This window comes from Allomuricauda sp. TY007 (assembly GCF_010468565.1).
Lineage (GTDB): Bacteria > Bacteroidota > Bacteroidia > Flavobacteriales > Flavobacteriaceae > Flagellimonas.
The window spans coordinates 122186-148488 of sequence record NZ_WUEG01000006.1 but is presented as its reverse complement, the minus strand read 5'-3'; the positions used below and the strand labels follow the sequence as shown (position 1 = coordinate 148488).

Sequence of the window (26303 nt, the reverse complement as noted above, 5' to 3'; positions counted from 1 at the left end):
TACTGAAAAACTACTTTGATAGCTTACCTATGAATAGTTTGAAGCCTGTCGGGGCCTACGGATACGATTTTAATGGGTACATTTAATTGATCTTCCAAGAACGTGATATAGTCGTTCAGCGCAGTAGGTAATTCCTCTGTCTTTGTAAGTTTGGTTAGGTCTTTGGCCCAACCTTTCATTTCGGTATACACAGGGGTTACGTATTCTTCTTCAATATTGTAAGGCAAATGCTGAATTTCCTCTCCCTTATATTTGTAGGCTGTACAAACCTTGATGGTTTCAAAACCGCTCAAAACGTCGGCTTTCATCATCATAAGTTCTGTAACGCCATTGATTTGGACCGCATATTTAAGGGCAACCAAATCTAACCAACCGCAACGCCGTGGTCTTCCGGTAGTGGCACCGAATTCGTTACCTGTTTTTGCCATTCTTGCCCCATCCTCGTCAAAAAGTTCGGTAGGGAACGGTCCGCTGCCTACACGGGTAGTATAGGCCTTGAATATTCCCAAAACTCTTTTAATATTGTTGGGAGCTACGCCCAATCCGGTACAAGCACCGGCTGCCGTAGTGTTGGACGATGTTACAAAAGGATAGGTGCCGAAATCAATATCCAATAAAGAGCCTTGGGCACCTTCGGCCAAGATTTTCTTGCCTTCGGACTGTGCTTTAAAAATGTACTCCTCACTATCTATAAAGGTCAATTTTTTAAGCGTTTCCACACCTTCACAAAATTCTGCTTCAAGTTCTGCCAAATTGTATTGGATATCCACATCGTAAAAATCGATCATGGCTTCGTGCTTATTGGCAAGTGCGCGATATTTTGTTTTCCAATCGTCAAACTCAAGGTCACCGACACGCATACCGTTACGGCCTGTTTTGTCCATATAAGTTGGGCCAATGCCCTTAAGGGTGGAACCAATTTTGGCTTTGCCTTTGGAAGCTTCTGAGGCCGCATCCAATAAACGGTGCGTTGGTAATATCAGATGTGCTTTGCGAGAAATGAAAAGCTTGGATTCGATATCAATATTGAACTTCTCCAAGTTGTCCAATTCTTTCTTGAAGATTACGGGGTCTATCACAACTCCGTTGCCCACAACATTAATGGCGTTTTCATGGAATATCCCAGAGGGGATGGTGTGCAGAACGTGCTTTATGCCATCAAACTCCAAGGTGTGGCCTGCGTTGGGCCCTCCTTGAAATCGGGCTATAATATCGTATTCCTTGGTCAGTACATCAACAATTTTTCCTTTTCCTTCGTCTCCCCATTGGAGTCCAAGCAATAAATCTACCATGTAATGTTAGGGTGTTATTCAGTTAGGTTTTTTTCTTTGTTTCGAGTTCCGTAGAAATATAATGAGTGATTGTTGATCTTAATATCAAAAACCTCTTCAATTGTTTTTTTTATGGATTGAATGCGCGGGTCGCAAAATTCCACTACTTCGCCAGTATCGGTCAAAATGACGTGATCGTGCTGACGGTCAAAATATGATTTCTCGTACTGGGCTTGATTTTTGCCGAACTGGTGTTTACGAACCAACTTGCACTCCAACAAAAGCTCTATGGTATTGTAGAGTGTGGCACGGCTTACCCTGTAGTTTTTTGTTTTCATTTTAATGTAGAGCGATTCCACATCAAAATGATCGTCACTTTCGTAAATTTCCTGTAAAATGGCGTAGCGTTCAGGGGTTTTACGGTGTCCTTTTTCCTCTAGGAACGAGGTGAACACGTTTTTTACAATTTCCTGATTTTTATTGTTTCCCATGGCTTTCTACCTATGCTAAGGCACAAAGGTACAGTTAAAAATTAAATTCTGGTTACTTTATCTATCCCTTCGACCTGCTTTAAACTGTTCATTAATCTTTTAAGGATGTTATTGTTTTTCACGACCAAAGTGATTTTTCCCTTGAAGGTGCCTCCATCTGCGCTAAAGTTAAGGTTGCGCATATTTACGTGCATGTTTTCCGAGATAATCTTGGTGATGTCTTTCACCAACCCCATATTATCGATACCCGTGATTTTGATATCCACGGAAAATTCTTCCTGTGTGGAATCTATCCATTTGGCGCTTATGATCCGGTAGGCATAGTTGGATTGCAGTGAGATGGCATTGGGGCAATTCTTCTTATGCACTTTGATGCCATCATTTACACTTACAAAACCAAAGACATCGTCGCCAGGAATAGGGTTACAGCATTGGGACAATTTGTAGTTTAGCCTTTCTTCTTCCTTTCCAAATACAAGTAAATCGTACTTGGTGGTAATTTCGTTTTTATCAACATCTTTTGGGGCAGGGGTTTTACGCATCCTGTTCTTAAAGAAATTGATGAAGGCATTATGATAGGAAGAAGAGAAGTCCTTCAGCTTATCGTTGTCAATAACCCCGATACCCACCCTGTAGAACAAATCCAAGCTGGTCTTTAATTTAAAGAAAGTTACCAGTTTGTTGATGGTGTCCTCGTTCAGGTTTATTTTTTGAGCTTTCAGCTTGCGTCGCAATATCTCCTTTCCTTCTTCGGCAACCTCTTTTTTCTCTTCGCTAAGTGATGATTTTATTTTGGAACGTGCTCGCGCTGTTTCGGCATAATCCAACCAGTTTTGGGTGGGTTTGGCGCTTTCCGAAGTTATAATCTCCACTTGGTCGCCACTGCGCAGCTTGGTTCCAAGCGGAACCAGTTTCCCATTTACTTTGGCACCGCGGGTCCTTAAACCGATTTCAGTGTGAATGTTGAACGCAAAATCCAAAGCCGTAGCACCTTTTGGCATTGATTTTAAGTCTCCTTTCGGGGTAAACACAAATATTTCTTTGGAGTATAGGTTCAGTTTGAACTCTTCAACAAAATCAACAGCATTGCCATTGGCACTTTCCAGTGCTTCCTGTAATTTGTTCAGCCATTCTTCTATACCTTGTTCTTTTTGTGCCCCATGCTTGTATTTAAAGTGTGCCGCATAGCCTTTTTCGGCGATTTCGTGCATGCGCTCACTTCTGATCTGTACCTCTACCCATTTGCCCTTGGGGCCCATTACTGTAATGTGTAGCGCTTCGTAACCAGTGGATTTTGGTGAAGTAATCCAGTCACGTAATCGGATGGGGTTAGGAGTGAAGTGGTCGGTAACAATGGAATAGATTTTCCAGGCGAGGAATTTCTCGTTCTTTCTATCGGATTTGTATATAATCCGGATGGCGAATTTATCGTATACTTCGTCAAAAGAAACATTTTGGGCCTTCATCTTCCTGCGAATGGAGAAGATGGACTTCATTCGGCCTTTGATGTAATAATTCAAGCCTTCCTTGTCCAAGGATGTCCGGATTACGTTGGCGAAATCTTCGATATAGGCCGAACTTTCCTCCTCGGTCCCTTCTATTTTGGCCTGAATGTCGTTGTATACTTCAGGCTCCGTGTATTTTAAAGAAAGGTCTTCCAGATGAGTCTTGATATTGTACAGACCTATCCGGTGTGCCAAAGGAGCGTAGATGTAAAGCGTTTCGGATGCAATTTTCACCTGTTTATGCTCCGGCATGGATTCCATGGTGAGCATATTGTGGTAACGGTCTGCGATCTTAATAATGATTACCCGAACATCATCATGCAAGGTCAGCAGCATTTTTCTAAAGTTCTCTGCTTGCTGACTAATGTCTTTGTCCTTTTTCAGGTGGGCAATTTTGGTGAGTCCGTCCACAATTCGGGCAACGGTCTCGCCAAACATCCGCTCAATATCAGCCAAAGTATATGGCGTGTCTTCAACTACATCATGGAGTAGGGCAGAGGCAATGGAAACGGCATCCAAGCCAATTTTGGATGCTACGATCTTGGCCACTGCGATCGGGTGGAAAATATACGCTTCCCCTGATTTACGTCGTTGATCCTTATGGGCATCCACGGCCACATCAAACGCAGAACGAATCAACTTCTTGTCCTCATCCGTGAGCGTCTGGTAGCTTATGCGAAGTAATTCCTTGTACTGCTTCGCAATCTCCTTGTTCTCTTTTTCAATAGCAGCCTCTGTCATAGTATTTTAAATTTACTACAATCTTATTATCTAAACAACAAAAACTATGCCTTTAGGTTTCGGATACGTTCCACCAGTGGTGGGTGGGAGTAGTGCACAAAAACATAGGCGGGGTGTGGTGTTAAGTTGCTCAAGCTTTTTTTGGATAACTTTTTTAAGGAAGATACCAGCGGTGTTGCAGCAAATGTGGTTTTAGCAAAATCGTCGGCTTGGAACTCGAATTTTCTCGATAAATAGTTCATCACCAAACCGGTGATTTCGGAGATTGGGCTGTACAACAGTGCAAAACCTACCAAGGCAGCATGGAAACTTGGTGTGGACACCCCAATGGCCAACGATATTTCAGGATGGTTGATGAACAAGGATAAAATAAACAAGGTCAATCCGGTCGTTAACAGTGATACGATAAGATTAACGATAATATGTTTGCGTTTATAGTGACCTACTTCGTGGGCCAATACTGCCACAATTTCATCTTCGGTCAAATCATTGATCAATGTATCAAATAGGGTGATGCGTTTTTCTTTTCCAAAGCCCGAAAAATAAGCATTTGCCTTTGTGGAACGCTTGGAGCCATCGATCACAAAGATGTTTTGGAGCTCAAAACCCACTTTCTGGGCATAGTTTTCAATGGAGCTTTTTAGGCTCCCATCTTCAAGTGGTGTTTGCTTGTTGAACAGTGGTACGATCAAGCGGCTATAGAACAAATTGATGAAAAGGATGACCACAGCAACCATAGCCCATGCATAAATCCAAAAATTAGGTCCGGTTGACTGATAGAACAGTATAAACAAGGTCAAAATGCCTCCTCCAAGTATGATGGTGAGAATGCCTCCTTTTATTTTATCGGACAAAAAAGTGGATTTAGTGGTCTTGTTGAACCCATATTGTTCCTCTATCACAAAAGTTCGATAGTAGGAGAATGGCAGTCCAAGTACAGCACTCCCCAGCATAATGATTCCAAAGAAAATCAATGCCATTGGAATGGTACTTTCTGTGATGGACCTGGTTAACTGGTCTACCCATTCAAAACCCCCAAACCATAGGAAACAAATGGTAACTATTAGCGAAAACCCATCGGAAATCAATCCAAATTTATAATTGGTCTGCTTGTATTGTTGGGATTTTCGATATTCTTCCTCATCAAAAACATCAACAAGTTCAGGGGGCAGCGTAGATGTAAACCTTTTGGCGTTCAAGTATTCCAAATACTGGTGAACCAAGTATTGAACCACAAGGATGGCCAGTATAATGTAAAAGAGTGAATTTTTTTCCATAGCTTAAAATCCGCGCTGGCGCTTCGCCTCAAATATAAGTATTGCAGCGGATACCGAAACATTCATGGAGTCTATTTCTCCCTGCATCGGTATAATTATGTTTTGGTCGGAATTTTTAAGCCAATTTTCGGTTAATCCAGTGGCCTCGGTACCCATAACTAAGGCCGAAGCGGCTTTAAAATCACATTCCACATAATTTTTGGAAGCGGTTAAGGCAGCACAGTAAATTTTGATTTGGTTGGTTTGTAAAAAAGTAATGATTTCGTCCGTAGTTCCCACGCCTATTTGGTTGGTAAAAAGGCAACCTACGCTGGAACGTATAATGTTTGGACTATATAGGTCGGATTTGGGGTTTGCTATTAAAACGGCGTCCACGGCGGCCGCATCGGCGGTTCGCAGAAGGGCACCGATATTTCCTGGTTTTTCAGGAGCTTCGGCCACCAGCACCAAAGGTGTTTTGTTTTTAAAGCTGATGTTCTCCAATGTATGGTCTTTGGACAGCATTAAACCAAGAACACCTTCTGTAGTGCCTCTGTGTGCAATTTTATCGTAAACGCCTTCGGAGACTTGGATAATTTCTGGATTGGAAGCTTTGATAAACGATTCAATAGTAGCGGAGCCCATAATTTCGGGACAAAAAAGTAGCGACTGTAGCATGTAACCTCCTTTTTGGGCCAATTCAATTTCCCGTTGTCCCTCTACAACAAAAAGCCCGGTCTTTTTTCGTTCTCGGGATTTTTCCTTGAGTAGCAGAATCTTTTTTACCAAGGGATTCTGGGCACTACTGATTAGTTTAGCTTCCATACGCATGGTAAAAATAGCCATTCCTGTAATTATAAAAAGGGGTTTTCGACCAATTGATAAAACTCATCTCATGAACAAATTAACCATTCTATTACTTTTTTTGGCAATGACTGGCTGTAAGCAAAAACCCAAAGCCGAAAAAAATGAAGCGTCTGTTCCGCAGGAGATTTCAGAAAGCGAAGCTGTTTATCCAGATGCCATGGTCAAAGTTTTTGATGCACATGGTGGTTTGGAGCAATGGAAAGAGCAACGAACATTGTCTTATGTTCTTCCAAAACCTGAGTTGCCCGAAACACATACTATTGACTTGTGGTCCAGAAAAGATAGAATTGATACCGAACAATTTTCAATGGGTTTTGATGGCGAACAAGCGTGGTTGTTGAACACCGATGAAATTTATAAAGGTGATGCGGGGTTTTACCATAATTTGATGTTTTATTTCTATGCCATGCCTTTTGTGTTGGCCGATGATGGCATCATGTATTCCGCAACTGAAGATTTGAAGTACGAAGGGAAGAAATATCCCGGCCTCCAAATAGCTTACGAGGCGGGAGTTGGTGCCTCATCTAAAGATGAGTATTATATTCATTTTGACCCTGAGAGCCATCAAATGGCTTGGTTGGGCTATACCGTTACTTACCGAACAGGAGAAAGTTCGGACAATGTAAGATGGATCAATTATAATGATTGGCAAAATGTGAACGGGTTATTGCTCCCAAAATCCATTACATGGCACAAATATGAAGGAAGAAAAATTTTAGAGCCCGCCAGTACGGTCACTTTTGAAGAAGTTAGCTTGAGTGAGACCTCCAAACCTCAAGTGTTTTATGAAAAACCAGAAAATGGGGAATATGTCCCCATCAACATGCAATAGAAATTGAATTGATTGTTGTTTCGTCAACCTGAACTTGGTTCAGGTTCTCATATTGATTTTACCATCAACTTGATGAGATTCTGAAATAAATTCAGAATGACACTTTCAATTATATTTAGGAACGTTTTATAAAATGAAAAAGGCGGTCTAAAAAGCAACAAAATTTTGATTTTGTCAGGTTGAGCGCAGTCGAAACCTCTTGATTATCAAAATTGATTTAGTTTCTCGACTCCGCCCGAACTGACACTATTTGGGTGTTATTCAATTAGAAGTGAAACCGCCTAGTGGTATCCATTAAAAACGGCGCCTATTTGGGCGCCGTTTTTTTATTTGGTGAGGAATCTACTATTGTCCTTCTTTTTCTCTTTCGTATTTGCCCATATACCTTTTCCAAAGTTCGGTCTGGTGGGTTTCCAATGAAATGTCCCTACCATCAATATAGGCTTTAGTGAGTTTATTGGTGCGCATGTCCAATGCATCTCCCTCAGAAATAAAAAGGGTGGCACTCTTGCCTTCTTCCAGAGTTCCGTACATATCATCAATACCCAAAATTTTGGCTGTGTTACCAGTTAGTAATTGTAGGGCAGTTTCCTTATCCAGTCCATGGGCTACTGTTTGGCCTGCGTAAAAGGCAAGGTTCCTAGCTTGGAAATTGGCGGCATCCTCATTTTGAAGGCCTACCAAAAGACCGGCATCCAACAATAATTTTGGTAGTTTGTAGGTGATGTCGTAATCATCATCATCAAAACTTGGCAAGGCGTGTGTACGTTCCACTAAAACGGCTACATCGTTTTCTTTTAGAAAATCAGCTATTTTGTTGGCTCTATATCCTCCAACGATTACCACGTGCTTCACGCCCATTGCTTTGGCCATGGTCACACCATCGGTCATCTCCTTTTCGCCATTGGCATGAATGTACAAACGTTGAGAACCATCGAAAAGACCCTGCATGGCGGCAAACGGAAGGTTTTTCTCCGTCTCGCTTGTTTTTCCGTAGGCTTTGGAATTTTGGAAAAACATTTTGATGTCTTCCATTTCCTTCCCATAATCCTTGTTGGGGATATAACCTCTTTCTTCACCCATCCACCAGCGACCTCTTCTAAAAAAGTTGGGCCAGTTCATGTGGATGCCATCGTCTGTTTTTACGGCAGCGTCTTCCCAATTCCACGCATCAAACTGAACAATACTGGAAGTTCCAGAAATGGTTCCGCCCTGTGGGGTTACCTGTCCAATTAGGACACCATTGGGGCGCATGCTTTCCACAACCTTGGATTCTGCATTATAGGCTATCAAACTACGAACATGGGGAATCATTTCACCAATTTCATCTTGGTCGTCACTTGCTCTAACAGCATCAACTTCCACCAAACCAAGAGGTTTGGAAGGAGCGATAAAGCCTGGGTATACGTGTTTGCCTTGGGCGTTGATCGTTGTCCCGGTAGTCGGTGTCGTAACATCTGCACCGATAGCGGTAATCTTTCCATCATTAAAAATAATGGTACAGTTTTCTATCACCTCGCCATTACCAACGTGGGCCGTCGCTCCAATAATGGCAACTTGTTCGGATTGAGGCGGGGCAGGGGTTTGCTGTGCGTTCAATGAAACCCCAAAAACAATTGCTATGATTAAAAATATTTTTTTCATGATCTATTTTTTAAAGGGTGTCACAGTGAAATTCTTGTTTTTTGCTCTGAACGGGAGTACGGGTTTTTTCGCCATTTTTCTTTTCGTTCAGCATCATTCCGATCAATTGGTTTCTTTCCTTTTTGATGGATTCTCGTAGCATTTTGTCCTTTTCCAGATCAAAATATACCTTCCCTTCGATCAAGGTTTTTTCAGCTTTGGCATAAACCGAAAGGGGATGGTCGCTCCACAGCACAACATCGGCATCCTTACCTTCCTCGATACTTCCTACGCGGTCGTCCAAATGAAGCAATTTTGCTGGATTCAAGGTTACCGTTTTCCAAGCTTCAATTTCTGACATACCTCCGTATTTCACGGTTTTGGCAGCTTCTTGATTCAGTCTTCTGGACATTTCCGCATCATCACTGTTAATGGCTACGGTCACACCTTGGCTGGACATGATGGCGGCGTTGTAAGGAATAGCATCGTTCACTTCATATTTGTACGCCCACCAATCACTGAATGTACCCCCACCAACACCATGTTCGGCCATTTTATCGGCTACTTTGTAACCTTCCAAAATGTGTGTGAAAGTGTTTACGCGGAAACCAAATTTTTCTGCGACTTTCATCATCATATTGATTTCGCTCTGTACATAAGAATGGCAAGAGATGAATCGTTCTCCGTTTAGGATTTCGGCCAATGTTTCCATCTCCTCATCATAACGGTAAGGTTCTCCGCTCTTTTTCTTTTCATCATATTCCTTGGCGCGTTGGAAATAATCGGTATATACCTGCTCAACGCCCATTCTTGTCTGTGGGAAACGGGAATAGCTGCCCCAGTTGGACTGCTTTACGTTTTCTCCCAAAGCAAATTTTATGAACTTGGGTGAGTTGTCGAACACCATATCTTCGGCACTTTCTCCCCATTTCAATCTAAAAATGGCAGATTGTCCACCGATTGGGTTGGCAGAACCGTGCAACAATTGAGCGGTGGTGACACCACCGGCCAAATCGCGATAAATGGCAACGTCCTTTGGGTCGATTACATCTTCCATGCGCACTTCCGCGGATGAGTTGTGTCCTCCTTCGTTAATGGATAAGGCTGCGATATGTGTGTGCTCATCAATAATTCCCGCGGTGAGGTGTTTTCCTGTGCCATCGACCACAGTAGCCCCTCCAGCACGTAGGTCTTTTCCAACTTTAGAAATTTTACCGTTTTTGATCAATACATCGGTGTTTTCCAGAATGCTTTCGCCTGTCCAAACGGTTGCATTTTTGAATAGGATGTTTTCCTGCTCAGGCTTTTTCTTGAAGCCATACCCAACATTTGGATAGGTCAAAGCCATAAGCTGAGGCTTCTCGGCAGTTTCTTTGTCTTTGGATTTTTCTTCGAAAGGTGAAGTCTTGGTCATTGTTGCCGAAGTTTGATCACCATTGGGAAGAACCACAGTACCTGTAATGGTTTTCGTGCTTTGCAAAATATGGGCAACCATGCGGTAAGAACCTACATTGTCTTCACTGAAAGAAATATTCAACCAATCGGCAGAATAATCTATTTTGGCATCCACGGTTTTGTCCCCTTTTTTGATTTCCGCCTTTGGTTTATCGGCATCTCCTGTTATGGAAACCTTGTAAGTGGTTCCATTCACAGCTAGGTTGTAATCGCCACGGATATCAATAACATCCATGTTTTCGATAACATTTTTGTTTCCTTGCACCCAGTTTTCGTAAAGTGTGGTCCCTTTGTCAAAAATATCACCGGAGGTGATCAAAAAGTTGGCTTGGCTTCCGGCCTGTAGTGATCCTATTTCGTTGGATTTGCCCAAGATCTGGGCGGGAACAGTGGTCAAAGCTTCCAATGCCTTTGTTTTGGAAAGGCCATAAGTGATGGCCTTCATGATTTTTTCCTTCAACTCTTTGGGGGATTTAAGTCCGTGCAAAGTGATGGAGAAATCTACGCCATTATCTGCCAACACTTTTGGGTTGGATGGTGCCAAGTTCCAGTGTCTCATATCTTTCAAAGCAATGTACTTTGCCTCGTATGGATTGGATACATCGAATGCATCCGGAAAGTCCAGCGGTAGGATCAATTTGGCGTTTGTGGCCTTAATTTGATCAATACGCTCGTATTCATCGCCCCCGCCCAAAATGGTATATTGAATACCAAAAAGGTCTCCGATTTTATCAGCACGTAAAACGTTACCATTATCACCGGCAGCATAAATCTGAGTCAATCCCTTGTTGTTGATAAGTGCTTCCAAAGAACGGTCCTTGGTGTCCACATTGCCCTTGCTGTACCAGTCCATGTCGTAATAAACCTGGCGCATCAATGCCATGGCCCCCATTAAGGAGCCTGGGTAAGATTGTCTGGATGCGACACTTTTTTCAAAAGAAAAGTATTGTGCAGACTTATCGGATAGGATGCGTTGTGCTTCGGATGCTTCATCGTTCAAAGCAACCAAAAGTCCTGTCCCTCTGGCAATACCATCTTCAATGTGCGCATTGATGGTCCCAAAACCTGCATTTCGAAGTTCTTTGGCCTCTTTTTCATCATAAGTAAAACTGTTGATGGCATCGTTCTCTGGCATAATGTGGTCGTTCCAGTAGAATCCTTCCCTGGATGGCCCATATTGTGCCGATCTTCCGCCGCCGTTGGCTTTTTTGGGAAGTTTTACTCCAAATCCTGAGAATACATCGATGAATGATGGGTAGATGGATTTTCCATCAAGATTTTCTACAACGGCATTTTTGGGAATGCTTACGGATTTCCCCACTTGTACCACTTTGCCGTTTTGGATGAGCAAGGTACCGTTATTGATAACCTGTGTTGGGGTTACATAGATCTTGGCATTGGTGAATGCCGTGTAATTGTTGTTTTTCTTTGCCTTTACGCCATCATTTTTTGGAAAGTAGTCCTGCGCAAACAAAGAAACACTGCCCATGAAGAGAAACAGTGCTAAAAGTTTAAGTTTCATAAGGTTTGAATTGAATTAGTCGGTTTAAATATAACCTAACTCAAAGGACTCCACAAGTTTCAAAGAGAGTCTAACTGTTGATTTCGATAATTAATCATCAATCCAACAACAGAGTTGTAACTTTTGATGCCGTCCTTTTGGTTGTTTACCTTTAAAAAAGTGTTGAATACGGATTTAAATATGGGTTCCATGGGGTTCTCATATTTTTCCCAAAAATCGCGTAATTCATTAAAATTTTCTTTTACACCAGGATGTATAGTGGCCACAATCTCTTTGTACCGTTCCTCATCTTTATGAAAAAGGTCGGTGAGGCAATAGCCCAAGGCATGATTGTAAGCGGAATACTTGAAGTAAGGGTCTTCACTTTGTGAAGTGACCAAAAAACCGATAAAATTAGTGGCTCCCTCGGCCGAGTAGCCTAATTGATGGCCTACTTCGTGCCCGCTAACGGTGGGCAACCTAAATTTTGGGGTAATCCCGTTTACCTGTGCCTCGTTGGTAAAAGGGTTTAGGTAGCCGCCGTATCCCATAAAAGTGAGTGGAATACTGTATATGGAAGACTTTAGGCTGCGATGTTCGTATCCAAAATCGGGGTATTGTTTTGCAAAGTTCCCGTATGCCTCTTCCGTTTTTGAGAAGATTTCCTTTTTGGAGTAGAGTATATGTACAGGTGACACGGTATCTCCTGTCAACTCAAATTGATATTGGTTTGTTTTTTTGACAATATATCGGGTTAAATCAACCAATTCGTCAACCGTGTAATTGCGTTCAATGCCAAGTTTCCATGTGATGGGTTGTCGGTGATAGTTCATGCCCCAGAGCAGGTGAAAAGCAAAAAATACAATGGAAAGGACCACGGCAATATCTTTTAGAAAAAGCAGTGGTTTTTGCTTGATGCTTTTCCAGTTTCTATATACGTATCTGACAGCCAGAATAACAAGAACTGTATAAATCAAATCTCCAAAAGAGAAGGGCATCCAACCAAACAAGGTTCGCAAAAAGCGGGAAATGTATACGTAAATACCATTGCTGTAATAATTCTCAACAAAGTTAGGATAACTTCCTATCCACTTTACCAAAAGCATTTGTACTGGAAGGGCTAGAGCTATGATTGTTTTGGTTTTTTGTCCCATCAAAAACGAAAGCAAAGTGTTATGAGCACTGAAAAATAAAAAGCCGCACGGAAAAGTACGGCTTTTTTATATTATCTGGTCGGGTTGTTATTCTTGGATTCCAACAATTTCTATATCAAAGACCAAGGTGGAACCACCTGGGATTGGACCATAATCGTTATCGCCATACCCTAAATGTGGAGGAATGAACAAACGGACTTTGTCTCCTACCTTCATGGTCAACAACCCTTCGCGGAAACCTGCTGCCAATTGCGCATCGGGGCTATAATCCATTGGGAAAGGTCGGTAACCGCCTTGATCTCTCCTGCCTGGGTTCAATTGGTTGAACTGTTCAGCAATTTCTTCAATATTACTATCAAATAAATCCCCATTGAACAACCATCCGGCATAGTTTACCAATACTTTTTGGCCTACTTTGGGTTTTTCCCCGTCCCCTTCTTCCAAAGTCAAAATACGCAAGCCACTGGAAGTTTCTTCGGCTTCGTTGATTTGTTCCGTAAACTGAGCGGCCAGATCTTCTTTCATTTTTTTGAATGCTTCTTCGGCTGCTTTGGCTTCCTCAAAATAATCGCTCATAATTTGAACGGCATCAAACTGTCGAGCTTCCTTTCCATTGCGAACAATTTCTACGTGATTCATTACAACATCTGTTTTTGGTCTGTCCTGCGCACCGGTTTCAACACTGGCAATAGTGTCCACTACATCCATTCCTGCGACCACTTCACCAAAAACAGTATGTTTGTCATCTAACCACGGAGTTGCTTTGTGTGTGATAAAAAATTGGCTGCTGTTGGTCTTTGGACCTCTGTTGGCCATGGAAAGGATTCCTTTTTTGGAGTGCCTCAACGAATCGTTGAACTCATCTTTAAAGGTATACCCAATGTTGCCGCTTCCCGAACCTGTTGGGTCTCCACCTTGAATCATAAAATCTTTGATGACCCTATGGAAGACGATGCCGTCATAGAATTTTTTGTCCTTATACTCTTCGTTTACAAATGGATTTTTTCCTTCTGCCAAGGATACAAAGTTGGCCACGGTAACAGGTGTCTTCTTGTATTCCAGTTGTATAATGATATCGCCCTTGGTAGTTTGGATATCAGCAAAAATACCATCTCCCAAATCTGCATACTTGCTCGACTTGCATCCTATGATAACTAGGAGAAATAAGGGTATGATGTAAAATAATCTCTTCATTGTTTAAGAATTTAGTTTAAACTGTCGTTGTCTATTATGATTGTATGTAATTCTACAGATGATTTAAGCGGAGTTTTTGGTCCAATGGCCTTGTTGTCGCCCTGATAGCCATAGGCTAGGGGAGACGGGAACAAAAATGTGGCCTTTTCGTTTATTTTTAAAAGTTTCACGGCATTTTGAAGCCCGGGAAACAGTTGTTGCTTATCTATTACGTGAGATATTGGCCCAATTTCTTGCGCCGTATAAATGGTGTCGTTGCCCAAGCTCATCAAATTATAGGAAAACAAAATTTGATCTCCCGTTTTTAATTGATATGTTGCCGTATCGTTCTTGGACTCGTAATAGTACCAAAATCCATTAGGACTGGACAAGTATTCGTGAACCGTATCTTTGGAGATGATTCCCTGGATAACTTCTTCCTCTGCGGCCAAAAGTTTTTTGGTGCGTTCAATGGATTCCTTGTAAAAACTGCCCGATTTAACCTCTACGGGTTTTCTTGGTTCTGGACCTCCACAACTCACAAGGATTGTGACCAACAAAACAGCTAGAAAAAATCTCATGGGTTCAATTTACTTTTATAGGTTTTCAAAATCTCATTGAATTTGGATATGGTCTCTTCCATGCTCATCTCGCTCCTGCCCCCGGCAGCATTGGTATGTCCGCCTCCATTAAAATGTGCTCTCGCAAATTCGTTAACGGAAAAGTCCCCAACTGAGCGCAACGAAATCTTGATAATGCCCTCTTCGCGATTTTCAATAAAAATGAGCGCAAAAATAATACCTTCCAAAGTTAGCCCATAATTTACGAATCCCTCTGTGTCCCCCTTTTTAAAATCGTACTGGTCCAACTCGTCTTGGGTAAGGGTAATGTAAGCTGTCCTATATTCGGGCAGGATTACCATATTGCTCAAGGCAACGCCCAGCAAATGTAGACGGGATGGGGAATTGGTATCAAACACCTCTCGATGAATTTCCATATTGTCAGCACCTTTATCAATAAGTTCGGCCACCACGCGGTGGGTTTTGCTTGAGGTTGACCGATATTTAAATGAACCCGTATCTGTCATAATGCCCGTGTACAAATTCGTGGCGATGTCGGCATCAATAAGACTGGTTTCACCCAAAAAGTCGATAAAGTTGTACACCATCTCGCAGGTAGAGCTCATGGTAACATCGGAATAGGTCACCTTGGCATAATCACTTGGTTGTTGGTGGTGGTCTATCATAATAAAATCAGCATTGGCCTCTTGCAAAACCGATTCCATTTGGCCAACACGGGAGAGGTCGTTAAAGTCCAAAGTAAAAATCACCGAGGCTTTTTGAATAAGTTCTTTGGCTTGCGAGTTTTCCCTTTCAAAATTGATGACCGTATCGTTCCCCGGCATCCATTTCAAGAATTTTGGATAGTCATTTGGAGCAACCACATGTACGGTATGCCCCTTTTTCTTTAAAAATCCGTATAGTGCCAAGCAGGACCCCATGGCATCTCCGTCAGGATTTCTGTGGGGTATGATCGCTATCTTTTGAGGTTGGGAAAGAATCGACTTTACTGTCGTGATATCCGCTGAATTCATGCGGCCAAATATACAATAATATAATATAGAGGTAACTTGGTTTATCCGTATTTTTGGTTCTGTAAAATCATATCATGAAGCAATCATACCTAATTTTAGCGGCGTTGGTTTTGTTTATTTCCTGTAAAAAGAAGGCGGAGCAAACAACTGAGTCCCAAGAGCAGCCTGCGCCTGATTTTGTGGTTGCCTTTGGCTCCTGCAATATGTCACAAGAACCTAATCCATTTTGGGATGATATTTTGGCTGAAAATCCAGATGTTTGGATTTGGGGTGGGGACATCGTTTACGCGGACACGGACGATGTTGAGCGATTACGCACTATCTATGCGATGCAGGATACCGTGGCAGGATATGCGAAGTTGAGAAAAGAAGTTCCTATTATCGGTACTTGGGACGATCACGATTTTGGTGTGAATGACGGAGGGTCCGATTTTGCGATAAAGGCAGAAAGCCAGCAGGTGTTTTTGGATTTTATGAATGTACCGAAAGATAGTGAACGAAGAAACCAACAGGGGGTGTATGCTTCCCACGAATATGAGGTTTCAAAGGGGAAAGTGAAAGTTATTGTGCTAGATACCCGATATTTTAGGAGTGAACTCATCAAAGATGAGGATTCAAATAGGAGATACAAACCAATTATGGATTCCACTGCGACTGTACTTGGTGATGCCCAATGGCAATGGTTGGAAAAGGAGCTCAGCGGTTCGGATGCTGACTTCAATTTGATCATGTCCAGTATCCAGGTACTATCTGGCGAGCATGGTTTTGAGACTTGGGGCAACTTTCCGTTGGAGGTGGAGAAATTGAAAAACATTATCAAGCAATCTGGAGCAAAGGGAGTCATCATTTTATCGGGCGACCGACATATTTCCGAGTTCTCCAGAGCTGATGTTGACGGCCTATCCTATCCATTGGTGGACTTTACCAGCAGCGGACTTACCCATTCCTACTCGAGCTTTAGCGGTGAACCCAATCAGTATCGCGTAGGGGAGGTGGTTTCGGATAAAAGTTACGGTGTCATCAACCTAAATATAGAAGAAAAAAAGGCAGAATTCAAGATTATGGGAGATAATGGTACTGTTCTCCAAGAGTTAAAACAAAGCTATTGAGCCTTGTACCTTGCCTGAAAAAGCGTAAGTTTGCGCAAAATTTAAAAAATGACTGGAAATAGAACATTTACCATGATTAAGCCTGATGCCGTTGAAAACGGGTACATTGGTGCGATTTTGGATAAAATAACGGCTGCTGGATTTAAGATTGTGGCCATGAAGTACACACAATTGAGCAAGAGGGATGCCGAAATATTCTATGCCATCCACAAGGAGCGTCCATTTTTTGGTGAATTGGTGGAGTTTATGACAAGAGGACCGATTGTTGCCGCCATTTTGGAAAAAGACAATGCCGTAGATGATTTCCGTGCCTTGATTGGTGCAACCAATCCAGAAGAAGCTGCCGAGGGAACCATTAGAAAATTGTATGCTGCCAGTATTGGTGAAAATGCGGTTCACGGCTCCGATAGCGATGAAAATGCTGCTATCGAAGGTGCTTTCCACTTTTCAGGAAGGGAAATCTACTAATCGATTTACAAGATAATTTTAGTAAAGCCACCTTTTCGGGTGGCTTTTTTTATTTATTCCGTGCTTGACACGGAATCTCATAAACAAAGAATAGGATTTAAGTTAGATTTCTCGTCGCTTCGCTCTGTCCAAATGACATTACGATTATACTTGTCATTTCGAAACGAGATGCAAAGCATCGATTGAGAAATCTACATTACTTCTAGATTTCTCGTCGCTTAGCTCTCTCGAAATGACATTGCGATTATCTTAAAACCAACTTCTTCACCAGTTCCTTGCCCAACTCTTCGTTGATCATCTTGATGATTTTGGTTTTGCCCAAACTTAATTCTTCTCGCAATACGGAAGAGGTGAGCGATATGTAGAGTGTATCGTTTTTCAGTTCAACCGCGGATGTGTAGTTGTTTACCCCATTGCCCATTAATGTTGCCCAGGCCTCCCTGGCATCCACTTTGTCCATGCCCTTTTGGAGCTTGTTTTCTTGGATGAACTCGCTAAGCGCTTCACTCAATGGAATATGGGAACTATGTCGTTTTGCCATTACTGTGGTATTTTTATGGGTTCAAAACGTTTGTACTTATAGGTTACACCTTCTTGGTTGATGACCGAAAATGAAACCGAATCCAACTGCACCAGTTTTTCTTCCCACTCGCTCAATTCGGTTGAATAAAGAAGAATGATTGTTTCATTGGTGTGCGATACCTCAAAATCTTCCATATCATTTGAAGTATCGTAAGTGCCATCGAATCGGGGCTGCATCTTTTTGCGGTAACCTTTCCCGTCTTCAAACTTTATAAAATCAATGCTGGTATTTACCGCATATTGTTTTTTGCTTCCATCAGGAAATTCTACCTCCGAGATTTCCCAATATCCATTCAAATAACGTAAGTCGTCTTTATTTACGGATGAATCATTACAGCTCCAGAACAGTAAAATCAATAAAAAGGGGAGGATACGTTTCATGATGCTACAAGTTAAATATTTTATAGCTCTGATGGATGTTTTTGACCACATTTTCTGTCCGGTCAGCGTGTGTGTCACTGATAAAGATTTGACCAAAATTATCATCTTTGACCAGTCCAACAATATGGGACACCCTATTCTCGTCCAACTTGTCAAAAATATCATCTAACAATAAAATGGGAGTGGTATCCGCCAATTGTTTGATGAAATGAAATTGTGCCAGTTTCAAGGCAATCAAAAAGGATTTTTGTTGGCCTTGGCTCCCGAATTTTTTAATGGGATGCCCGGCAATGGTAAAACTGAGGTCGTCTTTGTGGGTGCCGACCGAGGTGTATTGCAACGCTCTGTCTTTTTCAATATTCTTTTCCAAGAGATTCAGAAGTGTGTCATCGCTCAACTGACTTTCGTAGGCGAGGTCGATTTGCTCATCTTTTTCGGTGATGTTATGGTACTGCTCTTTGAAAATGGGGAGAAAAGACTCAATAAACTCCACTCTTTTTTGATGAATTGCTGTTCCCAAGGTATTCATCTGTTCGTTGTAAATGCTCAACGTATCTGGGTCAAAGGTACGGTTGGCGGCAAAATATTTGAGCAGGGAATTTCGTTGCGAAACCACCTTGTTATATTTGATGAGGTTCTGCAGATATGCCTTATCCGATTGGGAAATTACCCCGTCCATAAACTTCCTACGGGTTTCGCTGCCTTCCAAAATCAAATCACGATCAGATGGGGAAATAATCACCAAAGGCAAAAAACCGATGTGTTCGGAAAACTTTTCATAGGGTTTTCCATTGCGTTTTATCACCTTTTTAGTGCCTTTTTTAAAAGAGCAGAGTATTTTTTCGGTTCTTTCTTTTTTCTCAAATTCCCCTTCGACCACAAAAAAATCCGTTCCGTGTTTTATGTTTTGTGTGGACACGGGGTTAAAGTAGCTTTTGCCAAAGCACAAGTGGTAAATGGAGTCCAAAACATTGGTCTTTCCCACCCCGTTATCGCCCACCAAACAGTTGATCACAGGGTCGAATTCCAGCGTCTTGGAATCAAAGTTTTTGTAATTGACTAAAGATAAATGTCTTAAAAACATAAAAGATCAGCGAAACATTTTGGAATTAAATGGCGGTCCTTTAAAAAGGGAATCCAAAAATAACGAATAAATTACCTTTTGGTTTTGGATAAAAACTTTATTTTTGCGCGACCAATTAAATGACGGATGGCAACATACAAGAAGAGAGGCTTTAAGCCAAAAAATAAAGAGGAAGAAGCTCAGTTAGAGGAACACGACAGCACAACCGCTGAAGTTTTCAACACTTTGGACGAAAGTGCCTCCAAGACCGAAGCATGGGTTCAGAAGAATCAAAACTACATTTTGGGCGTAATCGGTGTAATCGCTGTGGGTGTTTTGGCCTATTTGGGATACCACCAATTCATCCAGAACCCAAAAGAAGCTGCCGCAGCAAACGAACTTTTTTATCCACAACAATATTTTGATCAAGCCTTGGCAAGTGAAACAGAGAAAGATTCTTTGTTTACTTTGGCATTGAACGGAGCCCAAGGTAAATATGGTTTCTTGGACATTATCGAGGAGTACAGTGGGACCAAGGCGGCCAATTTGGCCAAGTATTCCGCAGGTATGACTTACTTGAACTTGAAACAATATGATCAAGCTATTGAGCATTTAGAGGGTTTTTCTTCTGATGATGATATTATGGGAGCTATGGCAAAAGGTGGCATCGGAGATGCTTTCTCTCAGTTGAACCAGCCCGAAGATGCTTTGGACTATTACGAAAAAGCCGTTAAACACAGCGATAATGAGTTTACTGCACCAAGATTTTTACACAAAGCAGGTGTGATTGCCTTGGAACTCGGAGAAAAAAGCAAAGCTTTAGGATACTTTGAGCGTATCAAAGAAGAATATCCCAACTCACAAGAAGCCAATAGTGTTGATGCCCTGATCGGACTGGCACAAAATTAAACCATGGCCACAGAGAACAAAAACCTATCCGTTTACGATAAAAATAAAATCCCAAACGCGAAGGATCTTCGGTTTGGGATTGTTGTTTCTGAATGGAACGACGAAATAACCGAAGCCCTGTATCAAGGTGCGGAAGATGCGCTACTGGATTGCGGGGCACTTCCCGAAAATTTGATTCGTTGGAACGTTCCAGGCAGTTTTGAACTGACTTTTGGTTGCAAAAAAATGATTCAAACGGGAAAAGTCGATGCCATTGTGGCCATTGGCAGTGTTATCCGTGGGGAAACCAGTCATTTTGATTTTGTTTGCAGCGCAACGGCCCAAGGCATAAAAGACTTGAACGTCGCTTATGATGTTCCCGTTATTTTCTGTGTGTTGACGGATGATAACATTGAGCAATCCAAAGCCAGAAGTGGGGGCAAACACGGCAATAAGGGCACCGAAGCCGCTATTGCAGCCATTCAAATGGCCATGCTGGGGAAATAAGTTCAAGTTCAACAATTCTAACAATCCATTTATCCAATAATCCAAAGATCTAGTTAGCTGTTAACATTTTTTGGGACAAACGCCCAACCCTTTTTTTCTATTTTGAGTACCTTTGAGGCTACAGCGATAAGGATACCATGCGAAACCCTTTAAAACTTAGAAAAAACAAGAGCTTCGATTACTCCCCCAGGTATTACAAGGGAGAGGGGAATCCTTATAAAATTGAGCACAAACTTGATAAATTTCGAAGTACGGCTCACAACACTAAGGGAATTAAAAACAAGTTGACCTCTGCAGTAGATGACCTACAGACCGAAGGGGATAAAAACTTAAAGCTTCGTTTTTGGATTATTGTGGCCGTTTTGGTGTTGCTGTTCCTGTTTATCATCGATTTTGATCTATCAATATTCCTAAATCCATAATGGCGGACATCATTAAACTTTTACCGGACCATGTCGCTAACCAAATAGCAGCAGGGGAGGTGGTGCAACGACCCGCTTCCGTAGTAAAGGAGTTAATGGAAAATGCCATTGACGCAGGTGCCACATCAATCAAATTGATCATCAAAGATGGTGGCAAAGCACTTATCCAAGTGGTTGACGATGGTGTGGGGATGAGCGAAACGGATGCCCGCTTGTCTTTTGAACGGCATGCGACTTCCAAAATATCATCCGCTCAGGATTTGTTCAATCTGGAAACCAAAGGTTTTCGGGGAGAAGCCTTGGCATCCATTGCGGCAATTGCCCATGTGGACATGCAAACACGTACCGCTGATGATGAAGTTGGAACCCATCTAAAAATCGAGGGAAGCAAAATTGTGTCCCAAGAAGTGGTGGCGACTCCAAAAGGAACTTCCATTTCCGTCAAAAATTTATTTTTCAATATTCCTGCCAGACGAAACTTTTTAAAGTCGAACCAAGTGGAACTCCGCCATATTACAGATGAGTTTCATCGTGTGGCCATGGTGCATTCGAATGTTGAATTCCACTTTTACAATAACGGCTCTGAAATATTCAACCTTCCCAGTACCAAACACCGTCAGCGGATTGTGCACATATTCGGGAGTAAAATGGATAACCGTTTGGTTCCTGTTTCCGAAGAAACCGAAGTTTTAAAGGTGTCCGGATTTATTTGTAAGCCCGAGTTTGCCAAAAAGAGCAGGGGAGAACAATTCTTTTTTGCCAATAATAGATATATCAAGAGTCCGTATTTGCATCATGCCGTGGTCACCGCTTTTGAAGGCTTGATAAAATCCGATACATACCCTGGGTATTTTTTGTTTTTGGATGTGGACCCATCTTCCATCGATATTAACATTCATCCCACAAAAACAGAGGTGAAGTTTGATGATGAGAATACACTTTATGCTATATTACGATCTACCATAAAACATAGTCTGGGGCAATTCAACGTGGCCCCGGTATTGGATTTTGACCATGACCCCAATTTGGACACCCCTTATTCGTACAAAGAAAAAGGTGCGGTACTTCCGAAAGTAACGGTAGATGCTACTTTTAATCCGTTTGAAGAAACAACGGCCAAAAAGAGTAGTTCTAGTGGTAACTTCCGTAAACAAAGTACCAAGGGTTGGGAGGACTTGTATGAAGGTCTTGGCAACCAGAATGAACATCAGGGGTTTAGTAGCGTGGTTATTGAGTCCGAAAGCGAAGAGCAGGGCACTTTGTATTCTGGAGAAGCGGTCGAAGAGCATTTGGCCAGTACGTTTCAGTTGCGACGCAAATTTGTGGTGAGTACCGTTAAGTCGGGCATGTTGGTCATCCATCAGAATAGAGCTCATGAACGTATTCTTTTTGAGAAATTTTTGGGTGAGATTACCGTAAAAGAGGGGGTAAGCCAACAATTATTGTTTCCTTTGGAACTGAGCTTTAACAAGCAGGAATTGGCCGTAGTCAAAGAAATCCATGAAAGCCTGACAAACATAGGTTTTGTATTTGATAGCTTGGAACAGGAGACTGTAAAAGTGACAGGCGTACCCATGATGGTTCCCGAGAGTGGGATTGGCACGGTATTGGATCGTTTGATTGCTGATTATATGGAGGGTTATGCCGATGGCTCTATTTCGCAGGCAGAAATGTTGGCCAAGGCATTAAGTAGGAATTTGGCAGTAAGAACCGGCGATGTGTTGGACCAAGAATCGCAATTGGCCTTGGTGAACAATCTTTTTGCGTGCAAAGAGCCCAATTTGAGCCCTTTTCAAAAAATAACATATACCATTATCTCAGAAGGGGATATAGATAAAAAATTTAATTAAATGGGTAGACTTACCGAGGCAGTAAAGCATATTTTGATCATAAACGTGATCTTGTTTTTTGCCACACAATTATATGGAGACCAAATGTATCAATGGATGTCACTTTGGTTTCCCAAGAACTCCAATTTTGAATGGTGGCAGGTGGTTACCCACATGTTTATGCATGGCAACTTTATGCATATTCTTTTTAATATGTATGCGCTCTGGGCCTTTGGAACCCCTTTGGAGCGTATTTGGGGCAAGAACAAGTTTCTTTTCTTCTATTTTTCGGCAGGTTTGGGTTCTGCTGCCTTGCATACAGGAGTGAATTATTTTCTTTTCAGCGAGGGAATGAGTGCTTTGGAAGGTGCAGGTATTGCCCGTACACAGATTTTGGATATTTTGGCCAATGGACAGTATAGCCCTGGTTGGTACGATATTGCAGGAAAAGGAGCAATCGACAGCATGTTGACAGCATTTAATACCCCTGCGGTAGGCGCATCGGGAGCTATTTACGGTATTTTGGTGGCTTTTGCCTTTATGTATTCGGAGGCCAAACTGATGCTTATCTTTTTGCCCGTACCAATAAAAGCAAAGTACTTTGTGCCTATTCTTATTGCCGTTGACCTTATTTTTGGGATAGGCAATGTAAATACAGGGGTGGCACATTTTGCACACATTGGTGGTGCTTTAATTGGTTTTATAATGATGTGGTACTGGAAAAAGAATCAGTTCAACAGTAATAGGTGGGATTAGCTTATGATGAACGGAGGACTTCGATATCAATTTGCTAGGCTGAGCATAGCGGAAAAACTTATAGCGGTAAACGTACTGTTGTTTTTGTTGGATGGTCTATCCGGAGCATTACTGGGCTATTCCTTTTCACATTGGTTCCATTTGCCCAAGGACTTTTTTGAGTTTTTGGCACAACCGTGGTCTTTGGTCACATATTCATTTTTCCATGCAGACTTCGGTCATATTTTTTGGAATATGCTCGTGCTTTACTTTGCGAGTAGAATATTCTTAAATCTTTTTGATGCCCAACGATTTATCAACGTTTACTTTTTAGGTTTAATGTTGGGTGGGCTGGTGTTTCTGCTCAGCTATAATGTATTCCCGACCCTGGTCAACTCCAATACCGCCTTGATTGGAGCATCTGCAGGAGTTAACGCAGTACTTATCTTTGTTTGTGCCTATATTCCCAATCAAGAAGTACGTTTGATTTTCTTCAACATCAAACTATGGTATATCGGGGTTGCTTTGGTGGTTAAGGATTTGGTGCTGATAGGTATGGGGGACAACATTGGTGGTGGAATGGCCCACTTAGGTGGAGCCTTTTTGGGCTATGTGTATGCTCGGCAATTGTTCAAAGGCAATGACATAGGTGCTGGCTTTACCAAGTTCAGAAATGTCATTTTGGACCTTTTCAAGCCAAAAGAAAAGAAGGCGCCAATGAAAACGGTATACAGGAAAAAAGCAGCGACCAAGAGCAAAGCGGATTACGATAAGCAGGCCAAGCAAAAACGAATAGATACGATTTTGGATAAAATCAGTAAATCTGGTTACGAGAGCTTGTCTAAAGAGGAAAAAGACTTTTTGTTTAAGGCAGGTAAGGAAGATTAGACCGTGAAAAAAGCTACCTCGATAATTGATAGGATTGTGTATGTAATCAATGCGTTAGTTGCAGTTTTATTGATAGTCACCGGCATACTATCCTATATGCCGCTCCAAATTGTTTCGGCCTTATCTGTTCTAAGTTTGGTAGTTCCCTTTCTTTTTTTACTTAATATTTTATTCCTTGTTTACTGGGGCATCAAACTAAAAAGACAACTTGTTCTTTCCTTGGTTGCGATTGTTCTTGGTTATTTAATGTTTGGACCTTTTTATGGATTGGGCAATGACCCTATTCCCAAAAAAGAATCATCCGACTTGAAAATTATGTCCTATAATGTGTGGGGCTTCAATAAAAATGGATGGATGAAAGAACCAGGTGTTGGCGATAGTATTGTTGAACTTGTTAAGAAACAGGACCCCGATATATTTTGTGTGCAGGAGCATAGTAGGGCACGGTATCAGCAATTGAAACAGTATCCTTACCGTAGTGAAACCCCGCATGCCAATAAAAGAGCAACGCAAGCCATATTCTCCAAGTTCCCAATAATAAGTAGCGGTTCGTTAGATCTTCCCGGCACACAGAACAACATTATTTATGCAGATATTTTATTACGAAAAGATACCATTAGGGTTTATAATTTGCATTTGCAATCGTTTAAAATAAGACCCAGTACCGATAATTTTTCAGATGGGGAAAAATCGGAGAGGACATATAAAAGATTGGTCCATACATTTTCGAAGCAGTTGGAGCAGGCGGAAATATTTAGGACTCATTTTGAGAACAGCTCATATACCAATATAGTTTGTGGTGATTTAAATAACACACAGTTTTCCAACATCTACAAAATTGTAAAAGGAGATTTACAAGATACCTTTCTGGAAAAAGGTAAGGGCTTTGGTCGTACCTATGATTTTTGGAAGATTCCACTGCGTATTGACTATATTTTGGCAGACCCAAAGTTTGAAGTACTTTCCCATCAAAATTTTGATGAACGCCTGTCCGATCACTATCCTGTTATGGCCACTTTACGCTTCAGTTCACATGAGTAGGCAATCCAATGTATCCGCAAAAATGTGGATAATCAAGGCCAATCCAATTATTCGTGTGGGTTTAAAAAATGGCAAAATGCAGTAGATGGCAATTGCCCAATAACTGTGTAGGGCATGAAACCCTATGCTACAACGGTTGGTATCAAATAGAGGAGTGGCCCAAAGGTGATCTACATCGATGATAATTCCCGCCAAAAGTATTAAAGCTATCTTGATTCTATTGTCCTTAAAAAACCAAAACGCAATCACAATGGGAACCAAAAAATGTATACCGTAATGGAGTAGATGCCTAAGCATGTTTTAAATCCAAAGATAGACTTTTTAGGTAACTGAGCGTGTTGGTTCCCTCATTGAACAGGAGATCAAGCACGCTTAAATTTGGGATAAATCCATGGCGTTCCTCAAATACTTGGGTGTAGGGTTCCACGCTCCAATCTTTCTCCTTTTTCGCCTCTACCAAAAACCGAGCATCAAAATAAGTTTCTGGGATTACTTCGTATTTTTTGGATTTTTCTGTTGGGATTGCCAGCCCAATACAATCTGCAATCGTTTCTATAGTTTTTAAATTGAAGTCATAAAGAGCGTCATCATTTCCTTCATAAAGCGGTCTTAGTTCATCCTCATAAAATTCAAAAAACGGGGAGGTCCTATATGCGGTTTCCAAAGTGCGCCAATGTTCCTTTTTCCAGTTATAGCTGTTCTCCATGGTAACATCAGCATATTTTTGTCGACCTTCTTTGCCGCCTACGTGCTTAATGGGGATGTTGAGCATGTGCTTGCCCTTGTCCGTTGAAATATAACAGCGGTTTCTGTACGTCTGCTTCTGAAAATTATCATGGGCTTCCCAAACCATTTCATGCTGCACAATGGCCGCAAAAGTGGCGATACTAGGGAAATAGGAAGGGTGTACAAGAATTTTCAAAGAAC

Annotated in this window: 26 protein-coding genes; 10 read left to right on the top strand and 16 right to left on the bottom strand. The window is 41.7% G+C overall.

Translation table 11 applies throughout. From position 1 onward, the window contains the following. Positions 1–23: 23 nt before the first annotated feature. The 5 genes from GO009_RS08540 to GO009_RS08520 are packed head-to-tail and all read right to left on the bottom strand — an operon-like array spanning position 24 to position 6110. Positions 24–1292, bottom strand: coding sequence for an adenylosuccinate synthase (locus tag GO009_RS08540; RefSeq protein WP_163625791.1), 1269 nt, complete (start codon positions 1290–1292; stop codon positions 24–26). Positions 1293–1306: 14 nt separating this feature from the next. Beyond that, positions 1307–1762, bottom strand: coding sequence for a Fur family transcriptional regulator (locus tag GO009_RS08535; protein ID WP_163625790.1), 456 nt, complete (start codon positions 1760–1762; stop codon positions 1307–1309). Between the two features lie 41 nt (positions 1763–1803). Then, positions 1804–4008, bottom strand: a complete 2205-nt coding sequence (locus tag GO009_RS08530; protein ID WP_163625789.1) for a bifunctional (p)ppGpp synthetase/guanosine-3',5'-bis(diphosphate) 3'-pyrophosphohydrolase — start codon at positions 4006–4008, stop codon at positions 1804–1806. A 44-nt stretch (positions 4009–4052) separates the two neighbouring features. Then, positions 4053–5285, bottom strand: a complete 1233-nt coding sequence (locus tag GO009_RS08525; protein WP_163625788.1) for a M48 family metallopeptidase — start codon at positions 5283–5285, stop codon at positions 4053–4055. Between the two features lie 3 nt (positions 5286–5288). Next, positions 5289–6110, bottom strand: a complete 822-nt coding sequence (locus GO009_RS08520) for an RNA methyltransferase (RefSeq protein ID WP_163625787.1) — start codon at positions 6108–6110, stop codon at positions 5289–5291. A gap of 49 nt (positions 6111–6159) precedes the next feature. On the opposite strand from GO009_RS08520, the gene GO009_RS08515 reads away from it, so the two are divergent. Next, positions 6160–6963: a DUF6503 family protein gene (locus tag GO009_RS08515; protein WP_163625786.1), complete on the top strand. Its 804-nt coding sequence runs from the start codon at positions 6160–6162 to the stop codon at positions 6961–6963. Between the two features lie 345 nt (positions 6964–7308). Here the strand turns inward: GO009_RS08515 and GO009_RS08510 are convergent, their stop codons facing one another. From GO009_RS08510 to GO009_RS08485, 6 genes are all read right to left on the bottom strand, one after another. Further along, positions 7309–8607 (bottom strand): amidohydrolase family protein, encoded by a 1299-nt coding sequence (locus tag GO009_RS08510; protein ID WP_163625785.1) that lies wholly within the window; start codon positions 8605–8607, stop codon positions 7309–7311. Between the two features lie 10 nt (positions 8608–8617). Further along, positions 8618–11563: an amidohydrolase family protein gene (locus GO009_RS08505; RefSeq protein ID WP_163625784.1), complete on the bottom strand. Its 2946-nt coding sequence runs from the start codon at positions 11561–11563 to the stop codon at positions 8618–8620. Positions 11564–11622: 59 nt separating this feature from the next. Further along, positions 11623–12648 (bottom strand): DUF3810 domain-containing protein, encoded by a 1026-nt coding sequence (locus GO009_RS08500; RefSeq protein WP_239057425.1) that lies wholly within the window; start codon positions 12646–12648, stop codon positions 11623–11625. A 135-nt stretch (positions 12649–12783) separates the two neighbouring features. Beyond that, positions 12784–13890 carry a peptidylprolyl isomerase gene (locus GO009_RS08495; protein ID WP_163625782.1) on the bottom strand — a complete coding sequence of 369 codons (1107 nt, stop codon included), beginning with the start codon at positions 13888–13890 and terminating at the stop codon, positions 12784–12786. 11 nt (positions 13891–13901) lie between these two features. Further along, on the bottom strand, positions 13902–14450 hold the full coding sequence (gene gldI, locus GO009_RS08490) for a gliding motility-associated peptidyl-prolyl isomerase GldI (protein ID WP_163625781.1): 549 nt from the start codon (positions 14448–14450) through the stop codon (positions 13902–13904). Then, positions 14447–15463: a bifunctional oligoribonuclease/PAP phosphatase NrnA gene (locus GO009_RS08485; RefSeq protein WP_163625780.1), complete on the bottom strand. Its 1017-nt coding sequence runs from the start codon at positions 15461–15463 to the stop codon at positions 14447–14449. Before GO009_RS08485 ends, gldI begins: the two co-directional genes overlap by 4 nt. A 74-nt stretch (positions 15464–15537) precedes the next feature. On the opposite strand from GO009_RS08485, the gene GO009_RS08480 reads away from it, so the two are divergent. Together GO009_RS08480 and GO009_RS08475 are read left to right on the top strand one after the other, a co-directional pair. Continuing rightward, the gene (locus GO009_RS08480; RefSeq protein WP_163625779.1) at positions 15538–16572 is read left to right on the top strand and encodes an alkaline phosphatase D family protein; all 1035 of its coding nucleotides are present in this window, start codon (positions 15538–15540) and stop codon (positions 16570–16572) included. Positions 16573–16620: 48 nt separating this feature from the next. Next, positions 16621–17040 (top strand): nucleoside-diphosphate kinase, encoded by a 420-nt coding sequence (locus tag GO009_RS08475; protein WP_163625778.1) that lies wholly within the window; start codon positions 16621–16623, stop codon positions 17038–17040. 244 nt (positions 17041–17284) lie between these two features. Here the strand turns inward: GO009_RS08475 and GO009_RS08470 are convergent, their stop codons facing one another. The 3 genes from GO009_RS08470 to GO009_RS08460 are packed head-to-tail and all read right to left on the bottom strand — an operon-like array spanning position 17285 to position 19087. Further along, the gene (locus GO009_RS08470) at positions 17285–17581 is read right to left on the bottom strand and encodes a DUF721 domain-containing protein (RefSeq protein ID WP_163625777.1); all 297 of its coding nucleotides are present in this window, start codon (positions 17579–17581) and stop codon (positions 17285–17287) included. Beyond that, positions 17581–18003, bottom strand: coding sequence for a hypothetical protein (locus GO009_RS08465; protein ID WP_163625776.1), 423 nt, complete (start codon positions 18001–18003; stop codon positions 17581–17583). The genes GO009_RS08470 and GO009_RS08465 overlap by 1 nt, the downstream gene beginning before the upstream one ends. Before the next feature lie 4 nt (positions 18004–18007). Next, positions 18008–19087, bottom strand: a complete 1080-nt coding sequence (locus GO009_RS08460) for a DNA replication/repair protein RecF (protein ID WP_163625775.1) — start codon at positions 19085–19087, stop codon at positions 18008–18010. 126 nt (positions 19088–19213) lie between these two features. On the opposite strand from GO009_RS08460, the gene GO009_RS08455 reads away from it, so the two are divergent. From GO009_RS08455 to GO009_RS08425, 7 genes are all read left to right on the top strand, one after another. Further along, entirely contained in the window at positions 19214–19975 is a 762-nt protein-coding gene (locus tag GO009_RS08455) for a tetratricopeptide repeat protein (RefSeq protein ID WP_163625774.1), read from the top strand. Positions 19976–19978: 3 nt separating this feature from the next. Beyond that, the gene (gene ribH, locus GO009_RS08450) at positions 19979–20461 is read left to right on the top strand and encodes a 6,7-dimethyl-8-ribityllumazine synthase (protein WP_163625773.1); all 483 of its coding nucleotides are present in this window, start codon (positions 19979–19981) and stop codon (positions 20459–20461) included. 137 nt (positions 20462–20598) lie between these two features. After that, entirely contained in the window at positions 20599–20883 is a 285-nt protein-coding gene (locus tag GO009_RS08445; protein ID WP_163625772.1) for a riboflavin synthase subunit beta, read from the top strand. Continuing rightward, the gene (mutL, locus tag GO009_RS08440) at positions 20883–22733 is read left to right on the top strand and encodes a DNA mismatch repair endonuclease MutL (protein WP_163625771.1); all 1851 of its coding nucleotides are present in this window, start codon (positions 20883–20885) and stop codon (positions 22731–22733) included. The genes GO009_RS08445 and mutL overlap by 1 nt, the downstream gene beginning before the upstream one ends. Next, on the top strand, positions 22734–23468 hold the full coding sequence (locus tag GO009_RS08435) for a rhomboid family intramembrane serine protease (RefSeq protein WP_163625770.1): 735 nt from the start codon (positions 22734–22736) through the stop codon (positions 23466–23468). A 3-nt stretch (positions 23469–23471) separates the two neighbouring features. Further along, a complete protein-coding gene (locus GO009_RS08430; protein WP_163625769.1) occupies positions 23472–24335 on the top strand; it encodes a rhomboid family intramembrane serine protease in 864 nt (287 codons plus the stop codon). Between the two features lie 96 nt (positions 24336–24431). Continuing rightward, the gene (locus tag GO009_RS08425; protein WP_163625768.1) at positions 24432–25376 is read left to right on the top strand and encodes an endonuclease/exonuclease/phosphatase family protein; all 945 of its coding nucleotides are present in this window, start codon (positions 24432–24434) and stop codon (positions 25374–25376) included. Here the strand turns inward: GO009_RS08425 and GO009_RS08420 are convergent. Next, on the bottom strand, positions 25365–25673 hold the full coding sequence (locus GO009_RS08420) for a DUF6122 family protein (RefSeq protein WP_163625767.1): 309 nt from the start codon (positions 25671–25673) through the stop codon (positions 25365–25367). The two genes, GO009_RS08425 and GO009_RS08420, sit on opposite strands and share 12 nt — an antisense overlap. After that, a complete protein-coding gene (locus GO009_RS08415; protein WP_163625766.1) occupies positions 25666–26298 on the bottom strand; it encodes a WbqC family protein in 633 nt (210 codons plus the stop codon). The genes GO009_RS08420 and GO009_RS08415 overlap by 8 nt, the downstream gene beginning before the upstream one ends. Positions 26299–26303 lie beyond the last annotated feature (5 nt).

What these genes read in the sequence shown, in the direction of transcription:
- GO009_RS08540 (WP_163625791.1), bottom strand. Translation starts at nt 1,292, where the DNA reads ATGGTAGATTTATTGCTTGGACTCCAATGGGGAGACGAAGGAAAAGGA.
- GO009_RS08535 (WP_163625790.1), bottom strand. Translation starts at nt 1,762, where the DNA reads ATGGGAAACAATAAAAATCAGGAAATTGTAAAAAACGTGTTCACCTCG.
- GO009_RS08530 (WP_163625789.1), bottom strand. Translation starts at nt 4,008, where the DNA reads ATGACAGAGGCTGCTATTGAAAAAGAGAACAAGGAGATTGCGAAGCAG.
- GO009_RS08525 (WP_163625788.1), bottom strand. Translation starts at nt 5,285, where the DNA reads ATGGAAAAAAATTCACTCTTTTACATTATACTGGCCATCCTTGTGGTT.
- GO009_RS08520 (WP_163625787.1), bottom strand. Translation starts at nt 6,110, where the DNA reads ATGGCTATTTTTACCATGCGTATGGAAGCTAAACTAATCAGTAGTGCC.
- GO009_RS08515 (WP_163625786.1), top strand. Translation starts at nt 6,160, where the DNA reads ATGAACAAATTAACCATTCTATTACTTTTTTTGGCAATGACTGGCTGT.
- GO009_RS08510 (WP_163625785.1), bottom strand. Translation starts at nt 8,607, where the DNA reads ATGAAAAAAATATTTTTAATCATAGCAATTGTTTTTGGGGTTTCATTG.
- GO009_RS08505 (WP_163625784.1), bottom strand. Translation starts at nt 11,563, where the DNA reads ATGAAACTTAAACTTTTAGCACTGTTTCTCTTCATGGGCAGTGTTTCT.
- GO009_RS08500 (WP_239057425.1), bottom strand. Translation starts at nt 12,648, where the DNA reads ATGCTTTTGGTAAAGTGGATAGGAAGTTATCCTAACTTTGTTGAGAAT.
- GO009_RS08495 (WP_163625782.1), bottom strand. Translation starts at nt 13,890, where the DNA reads ATGAAGAGATTATTTTACATCATACCCTTATTTCTCCTAGTTATCATA.
- gldI (WP_163625781.1), bottom strand. Translation starts at nt 14,450, where the DNA reads ATGAGATTTTTTCTAGCTGTTTTGTTGGTCACAATCCTTGTGAGTTGT.
- GO009_RS08485 (WP_163625780.1), bottom strand. Translation starts at nt 15,463, where the DNA reads ATGAATTCAGCGGATATCACGACAGTAAAGTCGATTCTTTCCCAACCT.
- GO009_RS08480 (WP_163625779.1), top strand. Translation starts at nt 15,538, where the DNA reads ATGAAGCAATCATACCTAATTTTAGCGGCGTTGGTTTTGTTTATTTCC.
- GO009_RS08475 (WP_163625778.1), top strand. Translation starts at nt 16,621, where the DNA reads ATGACTGGAAATAGAACATTTACCATGATTAAGCCTGATGCCGTTGAA.
- GO009_RS08470 (WP_163625777.1), bottom strand. Translation starts at nt 17,581, where the DNA reads ATGGCAAAACGACATAGTTCCCATATTCCATTGAGTGAAGCGCTTAGC.
- GO009_RS08465 (WP_163625776.1), bottom strand. Translation starts at nt 18,003, where the DNA reads ATGAAACGTATCCTCCCCTTTTTATTGATTTTACTGTTCTGGAGCTGT.
- GO009_RS08460 (WP_163625775.1), bottom strand. Translation starts at nt 19,087, where the DNA reads ATGTTTTTAAGACATTTATCTTTAGTCAATTACAAAAACTTTGATTCC.
- GO009_RS08455 (WP_163625774.1), top strand. Translation starts at nt 19,214, where the DNA reads ATGGCAACATACAAGAAGAGAGGCTTTAAGCCAAAAAATAAAGAGGAA.
- ribH (WP_163625773.1), top strand. Translation starts at nt 19,979, where the DNA reads ATGGCCACAGAGAACAAAAACCTATCCGTTTACGATAAAAATAAAATC.
- GO009_RS08445 (WP_163625772.1), top strand. Translation starts at nt 20,599, where the DNA reads ATGCGAAACCCTTTAAAACTTAGAAAAAACAAGAGCTTCGATTACTCC.
- mutL (WP_163625771.1), top strand. Translation starts at nt 20,883, where the DNA reads ATGGCGGACATCATTAAACTTTTACCGGACCATGTCGCTAACCAAATA.
- GO009_RS08435 (WP_163625770.1), top strand. Translation starts at nt 22,734, where the DNA reads ATGGGTAGACTTACCGAGGCAGTAAAGCATATTTTGATCATAAACGTG.
- GO009_RS08430 (WP_163625769.1), top strand. Translation starts at nt 23,472, where the DNA reads ATGATGAACGGAGGACTTCGATATCAATTTGCTAGGCTGAGCATAGCG.
- GO009_RS08425 (WP_163625768.1), top strand. Translation starts at nt 24,432, where the DNA reads ATGCCGCTCCAAATTGTTTCGGCCTTATCTGTTCTAAGTTTGGTAGTT.
- GO009_RS08420 (WP_163625767.1), bottom strand. Translation starts at nt 25,673, where the DNA reads ATGCTTAGGCATCTACTCCATTACGGTATACATTTTTTGGTTCCCATT.